General features: G+C 67.8%; 10 protein-coding genes. 3 read left to right on the top strand and 7 right to left on the bottom strand.

The window, feature by feature from the left end; genetic code table 11:
* Window positions 1–19 precede the first annotated feature (19 nt).
* A complete protein-coding gene (locus FHR19_RS15555) occupies window positions 20–1,261 on the bottom strand; it encodes a threonine synthase (RefSeq protein ID WP_184030493.1) in 1,242 nt (413 codons plus the stop codon).
* Window positions 1,262–1,335: 74 nt separating this feature from the next.
* Between FHR19_RS15555 and FHR19_RS15550 the strand changes: the two genes are divergently transcribed.
* The gene (locus FHR19_RS15550; protein ID WP_184030356.1) at window positions 1,336–2,337 is read left to right on the top strand and encodes an acyltransferase family protein; all 1,002 of its coding nucleotides are present in this window, start codon (window positions 1,336–1,338) and stop codon (window positions 2,335–2,337) included.
* On the opposite strand, the gene FHR19_RS15545 is transcribed toward FHR19_RS15550, so the two are convergent.
* From FHR19_RS15545 to FHR19_RS15535, 3 genes are all read right to left on the bottom strand, one after another.
* A complete protein-coding gene (locus FHR19_RS15545) occupies window positions 2,282–3,700 on the bottom strand; it encodes a M16 family metallopeptidase (protein ID WP_184030354.1) in 1,419 nt (472 codons plus the stop codon). The genes FHR19_RS15550 and FHR19_RS15545 overlap by 56 nt on opposite strands.
* On the bottom strand, window positions 3,700–5,118 hold the full coding sequence (locus FHR19_RS15540; RefSeq protein WP_184030352.1) for a M16 family metallopeptidase: 1,419 nt from the start codon (window positions 5,116–5,118) through the stop codon (window positions 3,700–3,702). The genes FHR19_RS15545 and FHR19_RS15540 overlap by 1 nt, the downstream gene beginning before the upstream one ends.
* A 79-nt stretch (window positions 5,119–5,197) precedes the next feature.
* Window positions 5,198–6,559 carry a hypothetical protein gene (locus FHR19_RS15535; protein WP_184030350.1) on the bottom strand — a complete coding sequence of 454 codons (1,362 nt, stop codon included), beginning with the start codon at window positions 6,557–6,559 and terminating at the stop codon, window positions 5,198–5,200.
* A gap of 291 nt (window positions 6,560–6,850) precedes the next feature.
* Between FHR19_RS15535 and rpoB the strand changes: the two genes are divergently transcribed.
* Window positions 6,851–10,996, top strand: coding sequence for a DNA-directed RNA polymerase subunit beta (gene rpoB / locus FHR19_RS15530; protein ID WP_184030348.1), 4,146 nt, complete (start codon window positions 6,851–6,853; stop codon window positions 10,994–10,996).
* Between the two features lie 139 nt (window positions 10,997–11,135).
* Window positions 11,136–15,419 carry a DNA-directed RNA polymerase subunit beta' gene (rpoC, locus tag FHR19_RS15525; RefSeq protein ID WP_184030346.1) on the top strand — a complete coding sequence of 1,428 codons (4,284 nt, stop codon included), beginning with the start codon at window positions 11,136–11,138 and terminating at the stop codon, window positions 15,417–15,419.
* 104 nt (window positions 15,420–15,523) lie between these two features.
* Here the strand turns inward: rpoC and FHR19_RS15520 are convergent, their stop codons facing one another.
* The 3 genes from FHR19_RS15520 to FHR19_RS15510 form a co-directional block, all read right to left on the bottom strand.
* On the bottom strand, window positions 15,524–16,144 hold the full coding sequence (locus FHR19_RS15520; protein WP_184030344.1) for an ATP-binding cassette domain-containing protein: 621 nt from the start codon (window positions 16,142–16,144) through the stop codon (window positions 15,524–15,526).
* Window positions 16,134–16,826, bottom strand: coding sequence for a molybdate ABC transporter permease subunit (modB, locus tag FHR19_RS15515; protein WP_184030342.1), 693 nt, complete (start codon window positions 16,824–16,826; stop codon window positions 16,134–16,136). The genes FHR19_RS15520 and modB overlap by 11 nt, the downstream gene beginning before the upstream one ends.
* Before the next feature lie 126 nt (window positions 16,827–16,952).
* Entirely contained in the window at window positions 16,953–18,854 is a 1,902-nt protein-coding gene (locus FHR19_RS15510) for a glycoside hydrolase family 127 protein (RefSeq protein WP_246359573.1), read from the bottom strand.
* Between the last annotated feature and the right edge of the window lie 51 nt (window positions 18,855–18,905).

The following is an 18,905-nucleotide window of genomic DNA, read 5'->3' as shown; positions in this document are numbered from 1 at the left end:
AGCCCGGGATGACGGGAGGCTAGAGGCTCGGCAAGTCGATCGTCCCGTGCCGGTCCAGCGTCTTCGACCGATCGCGCATCGGGTATTTCAGCCCCGTCGCGCAGTTGAACAGCACCACCTGTTCGTCGCGCCCGACCTCGCCATCGGCCAGCGCCTGTTCGTACGCCGCCAGCGTCGCGCCGCCCTCGGGACAGAGGAGCAGCCCGTCTTCGATCGCGGCACGTTCGGTCGCCGCGACGATCGCGGGGTCGCCGATCGCCAGTGCCTTGCCGCCGCTTTCGCGCACCGCGTCGAGGATCAGGAAATCGCCCACCGCCTTGGGCACGCGAATGCCGGCGGCGACGGTATGCGCGTCCTCCCAGCGTTCCGCGTGGCGCTCGCCAGCCTCGAACGCGCGGACGATGGGGGCACAGCCAGACGCCTGCACCGCATACATGCGCGGGCGGCGCGAGCCGATCAGGCCGATCGCTTCCAGCTCGTCGAATGCCTTCCACATGCCGATCAGGCCGGTGCCGCCGCCGGTCGGATAGAAGATCGCGTCGGGCAGCTCCCAGCCGAGCTGTTCGGCCAGCTCCAGCCCCATCGTCTTCTTGCCCTCGATCCGGTACGGCTCCTTGAGCGTCGACAGGTCGTACCAGCCATTCTCGGCGCACCCCCTGGCGACGATCGCGCCGCAATCGTCGATGAGGCCGTTGACGCGGTAGACGCGACCGCCCTGCGCGGCGATCTCGCGCACGTTGATCTCGGGCGTGTCGTCGGGGCAGAGGATCACGCTTTCGATCCCCGCCCGGCTGGCATAGGCCGCCGCCGCCGCGCCCGCATTGCCGTTGGTGGGCATCGCGATCGTCCGGACGCCCAGCGCCTTTGCCATGCTGATCGCCATGACGAGGCCGCGCGCCTTGAAGCTGCCGGTCGGCAGCCGCCCCTCGTCCTTCACCAAGGGCGCGCGCGCCGCCAGCCGCTCGCCCGCCGTCGTCAGCGGGATCAGCGGCGTCTCGCATTCGCCCAGGCTGACGATGTTGGCCTTGTCGCGCACCGGCAGCAATTCGCGCCAGCGCCACAGGTCGCGCGGGCGCCCCGCCAGCACGTCCTTCGTCAGGGCCGCGCGCACGCTGTCGAGGTCGTAGCGCACCAATAGCGGCCGGCCGGCGCGCGACAGGCCCTGCACCACATCGGCCTCGTACCGCTCCCCCGTCAGTCCGCATTCCAGGTGCGTGACGAAGCTCGGGCGCTCGGCGGTCAGGTTGTCGTTCCAGATCATCTGATCCGAATGAGGCATCGGCGCCGCAACGGTCAAGCGAGGCTTGGTTCACCTTTGTCGGATAGCCCGTGCACATGGGGCGGACGGAACCACCGGCGCGGCTGATGGGGCTGCAACAGCTGCGCGCGATCGCGGCGCTGGGCGTCGTCGCGTTCCATGCCGGCGAGATGGGCGGCGTGCCGTTCATCCCCGGCGCGTTCGGCGTCGACCTGTTCTTCGTCCTGAGCGGCTTCATGATGGTCGCGATCACCGATGAGAACAGCCGGCCCACCCCGTTCCTGTTCGCCCGCATCCGGCGGGTCGTGCCGCTCTACTGGCTGGCGACGCTGGTGATGGCGACGGGGCTGGCGGTCGCGGGGATGGCGCCCGGCGCGGGCCGCATCGCCAGCGCGCTCGCTTTCCTGCCGCAAGGGAATGCGGGGCCGACCGCCATGGGCCTTCCCCTGCTCGCCCCCGGTTGGTCCCTGCATTACGAGATGAGTTTTTACCTGCTGTTCGCCGCGACCCTCATGCTGCCGGTGCGGTGGCGCACGCCGCTCCTCTCGGCGCTGCTGCTCACCCTCGCCGCGATCGGCTCGGCACAGCGCAGCGCGTGGACCAGCCCCATCCTGATCGAGTTCGCGGCGGGCATGTGGATCGGCGAGGTATGGCGCGGACGGGCGACGATGCGCGCGGTGGCTATGGGCGGCGGCCTCTGCCTCATCTTCATGCTGGCGCTGCATGCCGGCCTGATGGATCGCATCCGTTTCTTTGCCGGAACGCTCACGATCGCGGCGATGGTCTGGACGCTTTCGCGCGAGCCCGTCACGCGGCGCCCCCGGCTGGAGGCGCTGGGCGATGCCAGCTACGCGATCTATCTCACGCACCTGCTCGTCATGAAGCCGCTGTTCGCGCTGACCGCCGGGGCGGTGCCGCCCGCGGCGTTGATGCTGCCGGCGGCGATCCTCGGCATCGCCGCCAGCTTGATAGTCCATCGCCGGGTCGAGCGGCCGATCGCGCGGGCGCTCGACCCGGCGCGGATCAGGGCACGGTCACGCGCTGGAACGTCACGCCCTTCAGTTCGGGCAACGCCTTGAGCTGCGGCTCGACGCTGGTGAGGTCGCCGACGACGACCAATGTCGCCTTGTCCAGCGGCTGCGACGCGACCGCGGCTTGTCGCACCTGCGCCGGCGTCACCGCGAGGACCGCGGGGACATAGGTCTGGAGCCAGTCCTTCGGCCAACCCAGCGCGTCGCGCTGCGCCATCGAATTGACGAGCGAGGCCGCCGTCGCGTTCTGGATCGCGAACAGCCCAGCCAGATAGTTGCGCGAACCCGCAACCTCCTCGGCCGGCGGGGTTTCGGTCTGGAGCCGGCGGATCTCCTTGTAGACCTCCGTCAGCGAAGCACCGGTCGCGGTGCTCGTCACGTCGGCCTGAAAGACCCAGGTGCCCGCCCCCGGCCAGAACTGAATCGAGGAGCCGGGCGAATAGGTATAGCCCTTGTCCTCGCGGATGTTGCGCGTGATGCGCGAGCTGAACGCCCCGCCCAGCAGCGCGTTCGACACGCGTTCGGGCACGTCGCCCGCCGAAGCGCCGGCAGGCGCCGGGAAGGCGAGTCGCAGCGTCGATTGCGGCGCGCCGGGGCGATCGACGAGCAGCACCGCCGGGCCGGTGATCGGCGTATAGGGCACGCGGGCGCGATCGGCGCCCGCGGCCCAACCGCCGAACGCCTGCTCGATCGCCGCCTTCGCCGCGGCGGTGTCGAACCGGCCGGCGATGTAGAGATGCGCGCGCTTCGCCCCGAAATTGGCGGCGTAGAAGCGCTTGGCATCGGCCAGCGTGTACGCCGACAGCTGCGCCTGTGTCGGCACGTAGCGGCCATAGGGATGCGTGGCCCCGTAATAGCGCTTGAACAGCGCCGCGGTGGCGAGCGTGCCGGGCTGCGACATGGTGAGCGCGAGGCGGCGGACCGCGTCGGCCTTGACCCGGTCGAACTCCGCTGCGGGGAAGTCGGGCCGCGTCGCGACGTCGCTCAGCAGCGCGACGGCGTGACCGATATGCTCCGACAGCACGTCGATCGCGAAGCTCGTCTTCTCCTCGCCGGGCGAGACGTTGAGGTTGCCGCCCATGTCGGCGGCGGCAGTCGCGATCTGGCCGGCGGTCTTGCCCGCCGCCCCCTGCTTGGTCATTTCGGCGGCAAGCTGCGACAGCCAGACCTTGTCGTCCTCGTTCACGCCGCCGGCATAGACGTCGAGCATCATGAACGCCTTGGGCACTGCGCCATAAGGCACGAGCGTGACGATCATGCCGTTGGGCAGCGTGTAGGTCTCGCTGGCGGGCACGTTGAACGGCTTTGGGCTGCCGATCGGCGGCGCGGGCGGATAGGATTGCGCGAGTGCCGGCGTGGCGGCGACCAGCGCGGCCAGGCTCAGCGCGGCGGTGGAAACGAGCGAGCGCATTACTTGGCAGCTCCCTTGGCCGCGGCGGCGGGCTGGGCCGCGCCGGGTTCGATGACGTAGATCGAGCGGTTGGTCGGGCGCAGATATTCCTGCGCGACCTTCTGGATGAGGGCGGGCGTCACCTTGGCAAAGCCGTCCTCGATCCGGTTGACCTTGGTCGGGTCGTTGTCGAACAGCGCGTGAACCGCGAGCAGGTCGATCAGTCCGACCCGGCCCTGCCCATCGACCGTGGCATAGAGGTCCGAGCGGATCTTGGTGCGCGCGCGGTCGAGTTCGGCCTGCGTCACCGGCCGGGTGCGCAGCCCGTCGATCACGCCGTCGATCGCGGCGGTGATCTCCGCATTCGACTTCGACGGATCGTGGCTGAAGCTGAAGCTCCACAGCATCGGGCCGTTGTAATTGTACATCGTGCCGAGCAGCGCGTTGATGCCGCCGTCGATCGATCCGGTGATGCCGCGCTTCTGCACCAGTTCGGCATAGAGGCGGCTGTCCTCGCCCTGCACCAGCATCTGGTCGATCAGGCCCATCGCATACCATTCGGGCGTGCCGCGCGGCGGCACCTTGTAACCCGCGGCATAGCCCGGCCGCGGCGCGAGGCGGTCGACACGGCTCTTGAACTTCTCCTTGGTCTGACGCGGCTCGCTGATGTCGGGCTGGGGCAGCCGGGGCTTGGCGGGGATGGCACCGAAATAGCGCGTCACCATCGCGCGCGTCGCGGCATAGTCGATGTCGCCCGCGACGACGAGGACGGCGTTCGACGGGCGGTAATAGCTGTCCGAAAAGGTCTTGGCATCGGCGACGGTCGCCGCCTCGATCTCGGTCAGGTCGCCGTAGAAATTATGCGCGTTGTGCCAATTCTCGTTGGCGAGCATCGGCAGGTCGATCCACGGCCAGGTCGAATAGGGCTGGTTGAGGACGTTGACTTTCACCTCGTTGCCGACGACGCCCTGCTGGTTCTTCAGCACCGTCTCGTCGATCACGGGGCGGGCCATGCGGTCGCCCTCGAGCCACAGGATCCGCTCGAGCGCGTTCGAGGGGACGATCTCGAAATAATTGGTGAAGTCGAACCGGGTCGAGCCGTTGTTGATGCCGCCGACGCCGGTGATCGTCGTGTCGAACACGCCCTTGGGTGCGTTGCCCGATCCCTGAAACATCAGATGCTCGAACAGGTGCGCGAAGCCCGTGCGGTTGCGCGGCTCGACGCGGAAACCGATGCCGTAATAGACGCCCACGGTGACGGTAGGGGCGATCGCATCCTTGGACAGGACGACGCGCAGCCCGTTGGGCAGCGTGAAGTACTGCATGTCGATATTGAGCCGCGCGGGCGCGGCGGCGGGTGCAGCCCGGCTCTGCGCGGCGGCCATCCCCGGCCAGCACGCGGCAAGCGCCAGCGCGGCGGTCATCTGCCTCAGCTTCATGATACTCCCCCAAAGGTAACTGTATCAGCTTAGCAAGACAGCGACCGCCCGCAAGCGGCATTTCGTGGCATTCGTTACGTCACGCCGCCTGCGTCCGGCGGATGGGATAGGGGCGCGCGGTAAGCCCCTCGACGATCAATGGGCCGCGGTCGACATAGATGGGGACGAGCTTGCCGGTGGTGGGGCTCGGACGCCCGACGGTGAAGGCGGCGGTGCTGCGCCCCTGCCCACCGCCTTCGGCGCGGTAGCGCGCATCGACGAGGATGATCGGCGCGAAGAACCGCCGCCCCGCCGCCTCGACCACGTTGAGTTCGTCCAGCGGCGCGCCCATCGCCGCGCGGTGCTCGCGATGCTCCTGCGGGCGAAGCGCGTAGCGGCTGTGCTGCGCCGGATCGACCGGCTCGTTCAGGTGGGCAAGGATGCGCTCGTCCTGCTCGGCGCTGGCGGTCAGCATCCAGGCGGAGACGAGCATGTCCGACACCGCCTGATCGCTCTGGTTCAGGATCGCGAACTGGAACTCGACGAAGCCGGCATCCTCCTGAAGCCCCGCGCGGATCGGCTGAAGCTCGATGCCTAATTGCGGCGCCGGGCGGCTGAACGCGGTCAGCGTGCCGCCGCCGGCGACGGGCGCGGGCGCGCGAAAGGCGGTGATCGTGCCGGCGGGAATGTCCGACCGCGGGGTGAGCGGCGTGCCCGCGGGGCGCGAGAGGAACTGCGGCGGCTCGGCCGGGGGCGCGGGCGGGCGAGGTGCTGCGGGCGGTGCGGCGACCGGGGCTGCCGGACGCGGCGCGGGCGGCGGCGTGACGGGGCGCGGCGCCGGCGGCGGAACCACGGCGCGCGGCGCAGGCGGCGGCACGGGGGCGGCCGCGGGCTCCGGCACCGCCGCCGCCTCGACGAAGCCGTCGTTCGCGCCGCGTCGGCGCAGGAACCAGAAGGCCAGGCCTGCGAGCACCACGACCCCGCCGACGATCCACCAGATCGTCCCGCCGCTGCCCTCGGCAGCGGCGGGCGCGGCAGTGACAGGCGTCGCCTCCGCCACCGGAGTCGCCTCCGCGGTCGGCGTCTCTACCGCGACCGGCGTTTCGACCGGCACTGGTGCTGCCTCGGTCGGTGCCGGGGTCGGCGTCGCCTCGGGCCTAGGCGTTTCCGTCGCGCGCGGCGTCGGTGTTGCCCGCGGGGTCGGCGTCGCGCGCGGCGTGGGGGTGGCGCGCGGCGTCGGCGTCGCCGTAGGCGTCACCCGCGGCGCGGCCGTCGTCGGCGTCGGCGCGGGCGCCGGCTGCTGCTGCCCCTCGCCCGGCGGCAGCGAATAGTCGATCGGCGGCAGGATGCGTTCTTGCGAGGGATTGGCCTGCGAGGGATTGACCTGCGGCGGCGTATCCTGCGCGGCGGCGGGCATGGCCGCGGGGATCGCGGCGGCAAGCAACAGTGGGAACCGGAACATGGGGCCGCGCTTTATCGCTGTTCCGGCCCCCGCCGCTAGTCCCCCGCGCATCCCGCCGCGGCTTTTTGGGCTGCGCGTGGTTTGACAGCCTCACCCCCGCCGCCTATATCGCGCCTCTGCCTTCAAGACCGGGATAGGGTGCGCCGTCGCGCAGCGCGCCATAGGGATTGGTCTTAAAGGATATTTCAGGACGCCCCATCAAGCTGCGGTCCCATGCGGGATACGCGGCTTTTTGCGTCCCGAATGGCATTTGCGCCCGACATTCCGGCTGAGCGAGGCGAACAGCAGCTTATGGCATCCAAGGCAATCGAACGCGGCACGATGAAGCGCCGCATCCGCAAGGTTTTCGGCGACATCCACGAAGTGGTGCAGATGCCGAACCTGATCGAGGTGCAGCGCGAGAGCTACGAGCAGTTCCTGCGCTCGGATCCCTCGATCGGCTACGTCTCGGGCCTTGAGAAGACGCTGCGCAGCGTGTTCCCGATCCGCGATTTCGCCGGCACCGCCGAACTCGATTTCGTCAACTACGAGCTGGAAAGCCCGAAGTTCGACCAGGAAGAATGCCGTCAGCGCGGCATCACCTATGCCGCGCCGATGCGCGTCACCCTGCGCCTCATCGTGTTCGAGGTGGATCCCGATACCGAGGCGCGCAGCGTCCTCGATATCAAGGAGCAGGACGTCTACATGGGCGACATGCCCCTGATGACGGGCAACGGCACCTTCATCGTCAACGGCACCGAGCGCGTCATCGTGTCGCAGATGCACCGTTCGCCGGGCGTCCTGTTCGACCATGACCGCGGCAAGACCCACGCGTCGGGCAAGTACCTCTTCGCCGCGCGCGTCATTCCGTATCGCGGCTCGTGGCTGGACTTCGAGTTCGACGCCAAGGACATCGTCAACGTCCGCATCGACCGCAAGCGCAAGCTGCCGGTCACGTCGCTGCTCTATGCCCTCGGCCTCAACAGCGAGGACATCCTCAACCACTTCTACAACCGCGTGACGTACGTCCGCGGCCCGAACGGCTGGCAGATTCCGTTTGCGGCGGAGAACTGGCGCGGCACCAAGCCGATGTTCGACATCGTCGACGCCAAATCGGGCGAAGTCATCTTCCCCGCCGGCCAGAAGATCAGCCCGCGCGCCGCGAACAAGGCGGCGAAGGACGGCCTGACTGAGCTGCTGATCCCGACCGAGGAAATCTTCGGCCGCTATTCGGCGTTCGACCTCATCAACGAGACGACGGGCCAGATCTATATCGAGGCGGGCGACGAAGTGTCGGCCGAGAACCTCGAACTCCTCGACAAGGCCGGCATCGACCGCGTCGAGCTGCTCGACATCGACCATGTCTCGACCGGCCCGTGGATCCGCAACACGCTCAAGGCCGACAAGGCCGAGGAGCGCGAACAGGCGTTGGCCGACATCTATCGCGTCATGCGTCCCGGCGAGCCGCCGACGTTGGAGACCGCGGAGTCGCTGTTCGCGGGCCTGTTCTTCGACCCCGAGCGCTACGACCTGTCGGCCGTGGGCCGCGTCAAGCTCAACATGCGCCTCGACCTCGACGCGCCGGACACGGTGACGACGCTGCGCAGCGAGGATATCCTCGCGGTCATCAAGACGCTGGTCGGCCTGAAGGACGGCAAGGGCGAGATCGACGATATCGACAACCTCGGCAACCGCCGCGTGCGTTCGGTCGGCGAGCTACTTGAGAACCAGTACCGCGTCGGTCTGCTCCGCATGGAGCGCGCGGTGAAGGAGCGCATGAGCTCGGTCGACGTGTCGACGGTCATGCCGAACGACCTCATCAACGCCAAGCCCGCGGTCGCCGCGGTGCGCGAGTTCTTCGGCTCGTCGCAGCTGTCGCAGTTCATGGACCAGACCAACCCGCTGTCCGAAGTGACGCACAAGCGCCGCGTGTCGGCGCTCGGGCCGGGCGGTCTCACGCGTGAGCGTGCGGGCTTCGAGGTCCGCGACGTTCACCCGACGCACTATGGCCGTATCTGCCCGATCGAGACGCCTGAGGGGCCGAACATCGGCCTCATCAACTCGCTCGCCACGTTCAGCCGCGTCAACAAGTACGGCTTCATCGAGACGCCGTACCGCAAGATCATCGACGGCAAGGTGACCAACGAGGTCGTCTATCTGTCGGCGATGGAGGAGCAGAAGCATACCGTCGCACAGGCGTCGGCAGCGCTCGATGCTGAGAACCGCTTCTCGGAAGAGCTCGTCTCGGCCCGTCAGGGCGGCGAGTTCCTGATGGCGCTGCCCGAGCAGATCACGCTGATGGACGTCAGCCCCAAGCAGCTCGTGTCGGTCGCGGCCTCGCTCATTCCGTTCCTGGAAAACGACGACGCCAACCGCGCGCTGATGGGCTCGAACATGCAGCGTCAGGCGGTCCCCCTCCTCCAGGCCGAGGCGCCGTTCGTCGGCACCGGCATGGAAGAGACCGTGGCCCGCGATTCGGGCGCGGCGATCGCGGCGAAGCGTGACGGTATCGTCGACCAGGTCGACGCGGCGCGTATCGTCATCCGTGCGACCGGCGATGTGGACGCCAGCGAGAGCGGCGTCGACATCTACACGCTGATGAAGTTCGAGCGTTCGAACCAGTCGACCTGCATCAACCAGCGTCCGCTGGTGAAGGTGGGCGACATGGTGAAGGCGGGCGACGTCATCGCCGACGGTCCCTCGACCGAGTTCGGCGAGCTGGCGCTCGGCCGCAACGTGCTCGTCGCGTTCATGCCCTGGAACGGCTACAACTACGAGGACTCGATCCTCATCAGCGAGCGTATCGTCAAGGACGACGTCTTCACCTCGATCCACATCGAGGAGTTCGAGGTCATGGCCCGCGACACCAAGCTCGGGCCGGAGGACATCACCCGCGACATCCCGAACGTCGGCGAGGAAGCGCTTCGCAACCTCGACGAGGCGGGCATCGTCTATATCGGTGCAGAGGTCGAGCCGGGCGACATCCTGGTCGGCAAGATCACGCCGAAGGGCGAATCGCCGATGACGCCGGAGGAAAAGCTCCTGCGCGCAATCTTCGGCGAGAAGGCATCGGACGTGCGCGACACGTCGCTGCGCCTGCCGCCGGGCGTGTCGGGTACGATCGTCGACGTCCGCGTCTTCAATCGTCACGGCATCGACAAGGACGAGCGCGCGATGGCGATCGAGCGCGAGGAGATCGAGCGCCTGAAGAAGGACTCGGACGACGAGCGCGGCATCCTCAACCGTGCGACCTGGTCGCGCCTGAAGGACATGCTGATCGGCCAGACCGCCACCGCGGTGCCCAAGGGTCTCAAGAAGGGCGCGGTCATCGACGACGCTCTGCTCGAGAGCGTCGAGCGCCACGAATGGTGGAAGTTCGCCGTCGCCGACGACGCCGTGCAGGCCAATCTCGAGGGCGTGAAGGCCCAGTATGACGAGGCGGCCAAGCGCATCCGCGAAAAGTTCGAGGATCGCCGCGAGAAGCTGGAGCGCGGCGATGAGCTGCCGCCGGGCGTGCTCAAGATGGTCAAGGTGTTCGTGGCCATCAAGCGCAAGCTGCAGCCGGGCGATAAGATGGCCGGCCGTCACGGCAACAAGGGCATCATCAGCCGCATCCTGCCGCAGGAGGACATGCCGTTCCTCGAGGACGGGACGCCGGTCGACTTCGTGCTCAACCCGCTGGGCGTGCCGAGCCGCATGAACGTCGGGCAGATCTTCGAGACGCACCTCGGCTGGGCCGCGCGCGGTCTCGGTCGCAAGATCGGTGCGGCGCTCGACAGCTGGCGCGAGGCGAACCCGAACCCCGAGGCGGGCCAGCCGCCCGAGGCGGTGCGTGAGCTCTTGAGCGAGATCTACGGCGACAATTACGCCGACGAGATCGCGGCGCGGACGCCCGAACAGATCGCCGACCTCGCCGGTCATGTCCGCAAGGGCGTGCCGATGGGAACGCCGGTGTTCGACGGCGCGGTCGAAGCCGACGTGACGGCGATGCTCCGCCTGGCGGGCCTCGACGAATCGGGTCAGGTCGATCTCTATGACGGTCGCACCGGCGATCGTTTCGATCGCAAGGTGACGGTGGGGTACAAGTACGTCCTCAAGCTCCACCACCTCGTCGACGACAAGATCCACGCGCGTTCGATCGGGCCGTACAGCCTCGTCACCCAGCAGCCGCTGGGCGGCAAGGCGCAGTTCGGCGGCCAGCGCTTCGGCGAGATGGAGGTCTGGGCGCTCCAGGCTTACGGCGCGGCGTATACCTTGCAGGAAATGCTGACGGTGAAGTCCGACGACGTGGTCGGCCGCACCAAGGTCTATGAGGCGATCGTCAAGGGTGACGACACGTTCGAGGCCGGCATTCCCGAGAGCTTCAACGTTCTCGTCAAGGAAATGCGCTCGCTGGGCCTCAACGTCGAACTGAAGTCGATGGACGAAGGCGACGATCTGGCCGAGGCGGCGGAGTAAGCCAAGCAGACCCTCCCCTCCCTGCACGCAGGGAGGGGATCGAGGGGTGGGTGCCTCTCCCCATACGGGACGCCTGAGGCACCCAACCCACCCCCAGCCCCTCCCTTGTCAGGGAGGGGAGTTGGACGAGGGACTAGAAATGAACGAACTGACCAACTTCGCGAACCCGGTCGCCAAGCCGGAGACCTTCGACCAGATCCAGATCGGCATCGCCTCGCCCGAGCGCATCCGCTCGTGGTCGTTCGGCGAGATCAAGAAGCCCGAGACGATCAACTATCGCACGTTCAAGCCCGAGCGTGACGGCCTGTTCTGCGCGCGCATCTTCGGTCCGATCAAGGATTACGAGTGCCTGTGCGGCAAGTACAAGCGCATGAAGTACAAGGGCATCGTCTGCGAAAAGTGCGGCGTCGAGGTTACGGTCTCGAAGGTCCGCCGCGAGCGGATGGGCCATATCGAGCTGGCCGCCCCGGTCGCGCACATCTGGTTTCTGAAGTCGCTGCCGTCGCGCATCGGCCTCCTCCTCGACATGCAGCTCAAGCAGCTCGAGCGCGTGCTGTATTTCGAGAGCTACATCGTCACCGAGCCTGGCCTGACCCCGCTCGAGAAGTATCAGCTCCTCACCGAGGACGAGCTGCTCGACGCGCAGGACCAGTATGGCGAGGACGCGTTCTCGGCCGGGATCGGCGCCGAGGCGGTCAAGATGATGCTCATGGACCTCGACCTCGAAGGTGAGCGCCGCGACCTGCTCGAAGAGCTGGCGACCACCAAGTCGGAGCTCAAGCCCAAGAAGATCATCAAGCGGCTGAAGGTCGTCGAGAGCTTCATCGATTCGGGCAACCGTCCGGAGTGGATGATCCTCGACGTCGTGCCGGTCATCCCGCCGGAACTCCGCCCGCTGGTGCCGCTGGACGGCGGTCGCTTCGCGACGTCGGACCTCAACGACCTGTATCGCCGCGTCATCAACCGCAACAACCGCCTGAAGCGGCTGATGGAGCTGCGCGCGCCGGACATCATCGTCCGCAACGAGAAGCGCATGTTGCAGGAAGCGGTCGACGCTCTGTTCGACAACGGCCGCCGCGGCCGGACGATCACGGGCGCGAACAAGCGTCCGCTGAAGTCGCTGTCCGACATGCTCAAGGGCAAGCAGGGCCGCTTCCGTCAGAACCTGCTCGGCAAGCGCGTCGACTATTCGGGCCGTTCGGTCATCGTGACCGGTCCGGAGCTGAAGCTGCATCAGTGCGGCCTGCCCAAGAAGATGGCGCTCGAGCTCTTCAAGCCGTTCATCTACGCCCGTCTGGACGCCAAGGGCCTGTCGATGACGCTCAAGCAGGCCAAGAAGTGGGTCGAGAAGGAGCGCAAGGAAGTCTGGGACATCCTCGACGAAGTCATTCGCGAGCACCCGGTCCTTCTGAACCGCGCACCGACGCTCCACCGCCTCGGCATCCAGGCGTTCGAGCCCGTGCTGATCGAGGGCAAGGCGATCCAGCTGCACCCGCTCGTCTGCTCGGCATTTAACGCCGACTTCGACGGCGACCAGATGGCCGTGCACGTTCCGCTGTCGCTGGAAGCGCAGCTGGAAGCGCGCGTCCTGATGATGTCGACCAACAACATCCTGTCGCCGGCGAACGGCAAGCCGATCATCGTGCCGTCGCAGGACATGGTGCTGGGCCTCTATTACCTCTCGCTGGAAAAGACCGGCGAGCCGGGTGAGGGCATGGTGCTGGCCGACATGGAGGAAGTGCACCAGGCGCTGTTCAACGGCGCGGTGACGCTCCACACCAAGATCGTCAGCCGCGTCCCGCAGACCGACGAGGACGGCAACCAGTACCTCAAGCGCTTCGAGACGACGCCGGGCCGCATGCTGCTGGGCGAGACCCTGCCGAAGAGCCACAAGGTGCCGTTCGAGATCGTCAACCGCCTCCTCACCAAGAAGGACGTGGGCGACGTGATCGACGAGGTCTATCGCCACACCGGTCAGAAGGAGACCGTGCTGTTCGCCGACGCGATCATGGCGCTCGGCTTCCGTCACGCGTTCCGCGCCGGCATCTCGTTCGGCAAGGACGACATGATTATCCCGGACGCCAAGGTCGGGCTGGTCGATGAGACGCGCGCGCTCGTGAAGGATTACGAGCAGCAGTATCAGGACGGCCTCATCACCCAGCAGGAGAAGTACAACAAGGTGATCGACGCCTGGAGCCGTTGCGGCGACCAGGTGGCGGCGGCCATGATGGACGAGATCAAGGCGGTGAAGCGCTACGAGGACGGCGAGATGGCCGGCCGCGAGAAGCCGATCAACTCGATCTACATGATGGCCCACTCGGGTGCCCGCGGTTCGCAGGCGCAGATCAAGCAGCTGGCCGGTATGCGCGGCCTGATGGCCAAGCCGTCGGGCGAGATCATCGAGACGCCGATCATCTCGAACTTCAAGGAGGGCCTGACCGTCCTTGAATATTTCAACTCGACCCACGGTGCTCGTAAGGGTCTTGCCGACACCGCGCTCAAGACGGCGAACTCGGGCTACCTGACCCGCCGCCTTGTCGACGTGTCGCAGGACTGCGTCGTGATGGAGGACGATTGCGGCACCGAGCGCGCGCTCGAAATGCGCGCGATCGTTCAGGGCGGCTCGGTCATCGCCTCGCTCGGCGAGCGTATCCTGGGCCGCACCACGGCCGAGGACGTCGTCGATCCGAAGTCGAACGAGGTCGTGATCCCGCTGGGCACGCTCCTCGACGAGCCGATGATCGCGCAGATCGAGGCGCTGGGCATCCAGGGCATGAAGATCCGCAGCCCGCTGGTCTGCGAAGCGAAGCAGGGTGTGTGCGGCAAGTGCTACGGGCGTGACCTTGCCCGCGGTACGCCGGTCAACATCGGCGAGGCGGTGGGCGTCATCGCCGCCCAGTCGATCGGCGAGCCGGGCACGCAGCTCACGATGCGGACGTTCCACATCGGCGGCGCGGCGCAGCTCAACGAGCAGTCGAACCTCGAGGCGCCGGTCGACGGCACCGTCGAGTTCCGCGACCTGCGCCTGATCGTCGACCAGCGTGGTCGCCGCGTGACGCTGTCGCGCTCGGGCGAGATCGCGATCCTCGACATGGACGGCCGCGAGCTGTCGACGCACCGCATCCCGTACGGCGCGTACGTGCTGTTCGACGACGGTCACGTGGTCACCAAGGGCGATCGCATGGCCGAGTGGGACCCGTTCACCATGCCGGTCATCACCGAGAACCCCGGTATCGTGAAGTATCAGGACCTGATGGAAGGCAAGACGCTGACCGAGCAGGCCGACGATGCGACGGGTATCTCGCAGCGCGTCGTCACCGAATATCGCGGCAAGGCCAAGGAGGACCTGCGTCCCCGCCTGACCCTGCTCGACGAGAATTCAGGCGATGTGGGCCGCTACATGCTCGCCCCCGGCACGGTGCTGTCGGTGGAGGACGGTGCGCAGGTGCAGGCGGGCGACGTGCTTGCCCGTGCCAGCCGCGAATCGGCCAAGACCCGCGACATCACCGGCGGTCTGCCGCGCGTCGCCGAGCTTTTCGAGGCGCGGACGCCCAAGGACTCGGCGATCATCGCCAAGGTCTCGGGCCGCGTCCTGTTCGGCAAGGACTATAAGGCGAAGCGCAAGATCGGCATCCAGCCCGACGATGGCGGCGAGGTGGTCGAGTATCTCGTCCCCAAGTCGAAGGTCATCGACGTGCAGGAAGGCGACTACGTCAAGCGCGGCGACAACCTGATCGGCGGGTCGCCCGATCCGCACGACATTCTGGAGACGATGGGCGTGGAGCCGCTGGCCGAGTATCTGGTCAGCGAAATCCAGGAAGTCTATCGACTGCAGGGCGTGAAGATCAACGACAAGCACATCGAGGTGATCGTTCGCCAGATGCTGCAGAAGGTCGAGATCACCGACGGCGGCGACACCACGCTGCTGAAGGGTGAACAGCTCGACCGCGACGAGATGGACGAGGCCAATTCGAAGCTCGACAAGAACCAGCAGCCCGCCCAGGGCAAGCCGGTCCTGCTGGGCATCACCAAGGCCTCGCTCCAGACGCGTTCGTTCATCTCGGCCGCTTCGTTCCAGGAGACGACCCGCGTGCTCACCGAGGCGTCGGTGCAGGGCAAGATCGACTCGCTGAACGGGCTGAAGGAGAACGTCATCGTCGGCCGCCTCATCCCGGCGGGCACCGGCGCGGGCATGAACCGGATGCGCGTGGCGGCATCGTCGCGCGACGCCGCGCTTCGCGTCGCGCAGCGCCGGATGGCGGAGGCGACGATCATCGCCCCGAACTCGGCCGAGGAAGAGCACGCCGCCGAACTGGCGCGCTCGCCCCGCGATTCGCAGGGCGCCGGCAATGATCCACTGGCGGACGTGGCCCCCTCGGGTCACGGCACCGACGCCGATGCGGGCGAGTATCTGAACGACTGATCGTTCGGGCCTAAATGAGAAAAGCCGCCGTCGGGGATGCCCGGCGGCGGCTTTTTCTTTGCCCGGAGAGCACCGTCACCCCGGACTTGATCCGGGGTGAAAGGTTACATTTTGACGATCCGATTGCCCAAGCGAGACGCTTCGTCCTGATCGTGCGTCACCAGGAGAATCGGCAGCTTCAGCCGGTCGCGCACATCCTCCACCGCACGCGCCACTTCCTCGCGCCGCGCGCGGTCGAGGAAGCTGGTCGGCTCGTCGAGGAGGAGGAAGCGCGGCCCCGACAGCAACGCGCGGCCGATCGCCACCCGCCGCGCCTCGCCGCCCGACAAGGTGCGCGGGCGGCGGGCGAGCAGGTGGCCGATGCCAAGCAACTCGACGACCGCGCCGAACTCGATCCAGCGCGCTTCAACGGGCGCGCGCCGCTCGCCGTAGCGCAGGTTCGCCGCAACGCTCATATGCGGAAACAGCCGCCCGTCCTGGAAGACATAGCCCGCCCGCCGCCGCTCGGGCGGCAGATCGATGCCCGTGGCACTGTCGAACAGTGTCTCGCTGCCGACGCGGACATGCCCCTCGTCGGGGCGCAGCAGTCCCGCCACCATGTCGAGCACGCTGGTCTTGCCCGCACCGGAGGGGCCGAACAGCACCGTCACCCCCTCACCGCCCTCGACATGCGCGGCGACCAGCGTCTCGCCGCGGCGCTTTACCAGCGACAGGTCAAAGGCCATGGCCACCCCGCCGCCGGGTCAGCGCTTCGGACGCGACCAAAGCCGCCAGCGACAGCGCGACCGAGATCGCCGCCAGCCGCCAGACCTGCGCATCACCGCCGGGAATCTGGAGCGCGGAATAAATCGCGATCGGCAGCGTCCGCGTCTCTCCCGGCACGTTCGAGACGAAGGTGATCGTCGCCCCGAACTCGCCAAGCGCGCGCGCGAAGCCGAGGACCGCGCCCGCCAGCACGCCGGGCAGGCTGAGCGGCAGCGTCACGGTCAGGAAGGCGTCGAGCCGCCCTGCTCCCAGCGTCCGCGCCGCGCCCTCCACGCGCCGGTCCACCGCCTCGATCGACAACCGCATCGCGCGCACCATCAGGGGAAGCGCCATCACCCCCGCCGCGATCGCCGCGCCGGTCCAGCGGAACAGCACGCTTGCCCCGAACCAGCGCTCCAGCGGACCGCCCAGCACACCCGCGGGAGCGAACGCGATCAGCAGGAGCCAGCCGGTGACGACCGGCGGCAGGACGAGCGGCAGATGGACGATGCCGTCGAGCAGCACGCGACCGGGGAAGCGCCCCCGCGCTAGGAGGTAGGCCAGCCCGAACGCGATCGGCAGCGTCGCGGCGATCGCCACCCCGCCGACCAGCAGCGACAGGCGAACGACTTCCCATTCGTCGGCGGAGAGGGTGAGCGGCACGTCGGCTGTGTACGGCGGGGTTTCGTCGGGTGGAAGAAGGAAGAAGCGGGATCCCGGCTCGGAGGCCGGGGTGACGTGCGGGGTGGGAATCCTCACCCCGGGCTTGGCCCGGGGCCCCGCTTCTTTTCAGGCCCGGCCCAGTTTCCAGTACGTCGCATATCGCTCGTGCGCGATGCGGTGATAGGGGACCAGCCGCACCGCCTCCCCGCCCGCCGCCGCAATCGTGAAGGTGAGCGGCGCCCCTGCCGGGCGGATGCTGCGCGCCAGCACCGCCGGATCGCCCGCCAATCGTGGCACCGCGACGGGCGCGTCGTTATACTCACCGAACTTGCGCTCGTTGACGACGATATCGTCGCCGGGCTTCAACCCCTGTCGCCCGAGCGCCCCGGCCAGCACCAGCGGGCCATAGGTGAAGGCAACGACATCGGGCGCCGCCGGGATCGGCTCGAACCCCGCTTCCATGGAGAGCTCGAGCGTCACCTCGTCCCCGTCGCGCCACTCGCGCGCGACTTCCAGATAACGGCCCGGCGCATCCGACCGCATCGCCGCCGCCCCGTTGACGCGAACCACCGCCGTGCGGCTCCAGCCCGGATGGCGCAGCGCCAGCGTCAGCGTCCGCGGCGCCTTCATCGACCAGCACAGCCGGGTCGCCGCCTCGTCGGGAAATCGCGTGACCTGCGTCAGCGTCGCCCCCGCCTCCGCCCAGCGAACCGCGGAGGGGATGAACAGATTCACGTACAGCGCGCGGTCGCCCTTGAAGTAGATCGAATCGCGATATTTGACGTGGTTCTCCATCCCCGTGCCGGTGCAGCACCAGAAGCTGTGCTCGGGGGTGTGATAAAGCTTCATGTACCCCGGCTTCGCGCCCTGAAAGTAGGTCGCCATGCCGCTGTCGGGGTCCTGCGAGGCGAGGATGCCGTTGTAGAGCGTCCGCTCGTAATAATCACCGTACTCGGCCTGCGGCTCGTCGAGGAACATCGCGCGCGTCAGGCGCAGCATGTTGTGCTGGCAGCACGTCTCCGACGCCTTGGGCGAGAAGACGTGCGCGGCGGTATCGACGGGTGCGAAGAAATGCTCGCCGTCGCCATGCCCGCCCGTCGCGAAGGATCGGGTACGCGCGACCGTCCGCCAGAAGAAGCGCGCGGCATCGCGGTACTTCGCATCGCCGGTCGTTTCGTAGACGCGGTGGAAGCCGGTAATCTTCGGCACCTGCGTATTGGCGTGTAAGCCATCGAGGTGATCGCGCCCTTTCGCCAGCGGGTCGAGGATCGCCTTGTGCGAGAAGCGGCGCGACAGGTCGCGATAGGCGGGATTGCCGGTCATAGCGAACAGGTCGGCATAGACCTCGTTCATCCCGCCATGCTCGACATCGAGCATCGCCTCGAACGCGGCATCTGACAGCGACCGGCAGGCGGCGACGCCCCAGTCGGCCAGCCGGATCAGCACGGCGCGCGACGCGGCGCTGTCCGCCAGCAGCGCCGCATCCCGCAGGCCCGCATAGATCTTGTGCAGCGTGTACCACGGCACCCCGGTGATCGGCTGCCCCGCCAGATGCCGCGCCAGCAGCGCGGGGCCGTCGGGAAACGCGGTAACGAGGCCGCTCCCTGCCGCCGCCTGGCACGCCGCAAGCTCGCCCGCGATATGCTCGATCCGCTGCGCATAGCGCCGGTCGCGCGTGCTGCGGAACGCCAGCGCGCAGGCCGAGAGATAGTGGCCGAGCGTGTGACCGTGGCAGTTGATGTCCGCCCACATCGCCTCCGACTCCCACCCGCCATAGACTGGTGCGCGCGGCTTCAGCCCGGCATTGACGCGGAAATTGTGGAGCATCCGGTCGGGATCGAGGCGGAGGAGATAGGCCTCGGTCATCCGTTGGGCGTGGAGGAACGGGCCGTCGTGCAGATCGACATCAGCCATGTCGAACGCCGCGAGCATCGGCGGCACCGCTGCGGAGGCTGGCACGGGCCCGGCTGACGCCGCCGCCGCATTGGCGCTGGCGAGCATCACGGCGCCGGCGCCCGCACTGGCCATGAACTCACGGCGCGATGCGCCGTGCCTACCTGATCCGATCATATCGCCTCT

It is taken from the genome of Sphingomonas yantingensis (assembly GCF_014199325.1).
Lineage (GTDB): Bacteria > Pseudomonadota > Alphaproteobacteria > Sphingomonadales > Sphingomonadaceae > Sphingomonas > Sphingomonas yantingensis.
The sequence above is the reverse complement of the archived record's forward strand: the minus strand, read 5'-3'. Positions and strand labels throughout refer to the sequence as shown.